The organism is Kitasatospora sp. NPDC007106 (assembly GCF_040634455.1).
Lineage (GTDB): Bacteria > Actinomycetota > Actinomycetes > Streptomycetales > Streptomycetaceae > Kitasatospora > Kitasatospora arboriphila.
The window spans coordinates 1-4085 of record NZ_JBEYFP010000543.1 but is presented as its reverse complement, the minus strand read 5'-3'; the positions used below and the strand labels follow the sequence as shown (position 1 = coordinate 4085).

Here is a 4085-nt window from a genome sequence, read left to right as displayed (position 1 = left end):
GCTGCTCGCCGCGGCCGGCGCCGGGTACGGCCGGCAGGCCTGGGTGTGGCCGGCCGCGCTGGTGGTCGGGCTCGGCTGCGCGCAGCTGCTGCTGCGCCGCTGCGTGCGGCGCCTCGACGGGATCACCGGCGACGTGCTCGGCGCGACGGCGGAGACGGCGGCCACCGGGGCGCTGGTGGCGCTGGCGCTGATCGGCACGGTCTGAGCGGCCCGCACGGGCCGGGTCCGGGGGCGTTCGTGCGACGTCCGGTTCGCGCGCTTCGTCACACCGTGTACGCCCGGTCCGCCGTGAGGGGGCGAGCCCTGGGGCCGCGCGGTCCCAGCATGCGGACTACCATGCGGGGTGCACCGTAGCCCTGCGCCCCGTTTCCCCGCGGAGTCAGCCGGGGTTATGCCGGTACGGCACACCCCGAGCCGTTGCCGGCCGTGGACCGCGAAAGAACAGGACGCATCGTCGTGACAACACTGTCTGTGAGCACCTCCTCCGCCGCAAGCCTGCGCGCGGACGCCCTGGTGGTCGGTGTGGCGAAGGGCCCCAAGGGCCTCGTGCTCGCCCCCGGCGCCGAGGCCGTGGCCGAGGCGTTCGAGGGCACGCTGGCCGAGGTCCTCTCCACCCTGGGCGCCACCGGCGCCGAGGGCGAGGCGGTCAAGGTTCCGGCGGCCGCCGGGCTCAAGGCGCCGCTCGTGCTGGCGGTCGGCCTCGGTGACGCGTCCGAGGACGGCTACGCCGCGGAGGCGCTGCGCCGGGCCGCCGGTGTCGCCGCCCGCACGCTGGCCGGCACGAAGAAGGTCGCGCTGGCGCTGCCCGCCGGGTCCGCCGAGGAGATCGAGGCGATCGCGCTGGGCGGTCTGCTGGGCTCGTACACCTTCGGCACGTACAAGGGCGAGAACGGCAAGACCCCGGTCGGCGAGCTGCTGGTGCCGGCCACCCGCAAGGGCAGCAAGGACGCCAAGGCCGCGGTCGAGCGCGCCGTCGCGCTGGGCGAGGAGATGAACCGGGCCCGCGACCTGGTCAACACCGCGCCGAACGACCTCAACCCGAAGTCCTTCGCCGCGATCGCCCAGGCGGCCGGCAAGGAGCACGGCCTGAAGGTCGAGGTGCTGGACGAAAAGGCGCTGCTCAAGGGCGGCTTCGGCGGCATCCTCGGTGTCGGTGTCGGCTCCGCCAACCCGCCCCGGCTGGTGAAGGTGGCCTACACCCACCCGAAGGCGCAGGCGTCGCTGGCGTTCGTCGGCAAGGGCATCACCTACGACTCGGGCGGCATCTCGCTGAAGCCGGCGGGCCACAACGAGACCATGAAGTGCGACATGTCCGGTGCCGCCGCGGTGTTCGCCGCCGTGGTCGCCGCCAAGCGCCTCGGCCTGCAGGTCAACGTGACCGCGTGGCTGGCGCTGGCCGAGAACATGCCGTCCGGCTCGGCGACCCGTCCGGGCGACGTGCTGCGGATGTACGGCGGCAAGACCGTCGAGGTGCTGAACACCGACGCCGAGGGCCGCCTGGTGCTGGCCGACGCGATCGTGCGGGCCGGCGAGGAGAACCCGGACGTCATCGTGGACGTCGCCACCCTGACCGGCGCGATGGTGCTGGCCCTGGGCACCCGCACCTTCGGCGTGATGTCCAACAGCGACGAGCTGCGCACCCGCCTGCACGAGACCGCGACCGCGGTCGGCGAGCCGTCCTGGCCGATGCCGCTGCCGGCGGACCTGCGCAAGGGCATGGTCGAGTCGACGATCGCCGACCTCGCCAACATGGGCGAGCGGATGGGCGGCGGCCTGGTGGCCGGCCTGTTCCTGAAGGAGTTCGTCGCCGAGGGCATCGACTGGGCGCACCTGGACATCGCCGGCCCGGCGTTCAACGAGGGCGGCCCGTTCGGCTACACCCCGAAGGGCGGCACCGCGAGCGCGGTGCGCACCCTGGTGCGGTACGCGGAGGACGTGGCGGCGGGCGTCTGACGCCCACCGATTTCCGTGGAGGGGTCCGGTGTCCGACGGGGCACCGGGCCCTTCGACGTTTTCCTATTACCAGCCGGTAATACATCGGGGGTGGCGAAGGCCACATTCCGAGACGGTGTTCGCCGCGGGCGAAACTGTCTTCCGCACTGCGGAACCCGGGCGGGAGCGGGCCGCCGCAGCCGCCCCTCTCCGGACCACCCGCACCGCTGTGAGCTGCGGCGATACCCACCCGTACGGGGCATTCGAGCGACCCGGGGCGACCGGGCGGCGGCCTCCGGGGCAGCCCCGGACACCAGTCGCCTCGAACAAGTGCAAAGATGTATTTCCGGCACGACTGGGCGCCTCACAAAGGCTTCCCACACCACCGGACCGCGACCGGCCCGGCGAACCGCACCCCTTTGCATGGAGGACGTGACGTGGCGAACGACGCCAGCACCGTTTTCGACGTTGTCATTCTCGGAGGCGGAAGCGGCGGTTACGCCGCGGCGCTCCGCGCCGCCCAGCTCGGGCTGAACGTCGCGCTGATCGAGAAGGGCGAGCTCGGCGGCACCTGCCTGCACCGCGGCTGCATCCCCACCAAGGCCCTGCTGCACGCGGCCGAGGTCGCCGACGAGACCCGTGAGGCGGCCGAGTTCGGCGTCCTGGCGACCTTCCAGGGCATCGACATCAAGGGCGTCCACAAGTACAAGGACGACGTGGTCTCGGGCCTCTACAAGGGCCTGCAGGGCCTGGTCGCCTCGCGCAAGGTCACCTACATCCAGGGCGAGGGCCGGCTGTCCTCGCAGACCTCGGTGGACGTCAACGGCCAGCGCGTCGAGGGCCGCCACATCGTCCTCGCCACCGGCTCGGTGCCCAAGTCGCTGCCCGGTCTGACCATCGACGGCAACCGGATCATCTCCTCGGACCACGCCCTCAAGCTCGACTACATCCCGAAGTCGGCCGTCATCCTCGGCGGCGGCGTCATCGGCGTCGAGTTCGCGTCCGTGTGGAAGTCCTTCGGCGTCGACGTCACCATCGTCGAGGCCCTGCCGCACCTCGTCCCGCTGGAGGACGAGAACTCCTCGAAGCTGCTGGAGCGCGCCTTCCGCAAGCGCGGCATCAAGTTCGAGCTGAAGGCCCGCTTCTCGGGCGTCGAGTACACCGAGAACGGTGTCCGCGTCTCGACCGAGAACGGCAAGCAGATCGACGCCGACGTGCTGCTGGTCGCCATCGGCCGCGGCCCGGTCTCGGCCGGCCTCGGCTACGAGGAGGCCGGGGTCGCCATGGACCGCGGCTACGTCCTGGTCGACGAGTACCTGCGGACCAACGTGCCGACGATCTCGGCGGTCGGCGACCTCGTCCCGACCCTGCAGCTCGCCCACGTCGGCTTCGCCGAGGGCATGCTCGTCGCCGAGCGCCTGGCGGGCCTGAAGGTCGTCCCGATCGACTACGACGGCATCCCGCGCGTGACCTACTCCAACCCGGAGGTCGCGTCCGTCGGCCTGTCCGAGGCCAAGGCCGCCGAGCAGTACGGCAAGGACAAGATCGTCACGCTCAAGTACAACCTGGCCGGCAACGGCAAGAGCAAGATCCTGAAGACCGCCGGCGAGATCAAGCTCGTCCAGGTCAAGGACGGCGCCGTGGTGGGTGTCCACATGGTCGGCGCCCGCATGGGCGAGCAGGTCGGCGAGGCCCAGCTGATCTACAACTGGGAGGCCCTGCCCGCCGAGGTCGCGCAGCTCATCCACGCGCACCCCAGCCAGTCCGAGGCCCTGGGCGAGGCGCACCTGGCGCTGGCCGGCAAGCCGCTGCACGCGCACGACTGATCCGCGGCACCCCCTTAGTTGTCCATTCCTGTACGCAAGACTTGATAGGAGTCGCTGAAACCATGGCGGTCTCAGTAACACTGCCCGCACTGGGCGAGAGCGTGACCGAGGGCACCGTCACCCGCTGGCTGAAGGCCGAGGGTGAGCGCGTGGAGGCCGACGAGCCGCTGCTCGAGGTCTCCACCGACAAGGTCGACACCGAGATCCCGGCGCCCGCGTCCGGCATCCTCGCGTCGATCAAGGTCGGCGAGGACGAGACGGTCGAGGTCGGCGCCGAGCTGGCCGTCATCGACGACGGCTCGGGCGCCCCGGCGGCCGCTCCGGCCC

General features: G+C 71.7%; 4 protein-coding genes. All 4 read left to right on the top strand.

The window, feature by feature from the left end; translation table 11 throughout:
- The coding region (locus ABZ641_RS28040) for an adenosylcobinamide-GDP ribazoletransferase (RefSeq protein WP_359986075.1) at positions 1-205 on the top strand (205 nt) is incomplete at its 5' end.
- A gap of 251 nt (positions 206-456) precedes the next feature.
- The gene (locus tag ABZ641_RS28035) at positions 457-1953 is read left to right on the top strand and encodes a leucyl aminopeptidase (RefSeq protein ID WP_344628516.1); all 1497 of its coding nucleotides are present in this window, start codon (positions 457-459) and stop codon (positions 1951-1953) included.
- 416 nt (positions 1954-2369) lie between these two features.
- On the top strand, positions 2370-3758 hold the full coding sequence (gene lpdA, locus ABZ641_RS28030; protein WP_263105729.1) for a dihydrolipoyl dehydrogenase: 1389 nt from the start codon (positions 2370-2372) through the stop codon (positions 3756-3758).
- Between the two features lie 62 nt (positions 3759-3820).
- The coding region (locus ABZ641_RS28025) for a biotin/lipoyl-containing protein (protein ID WP_359986071.1) at positions 3821-4085 on the top strand (265 nt) is incomplete at its 3' end.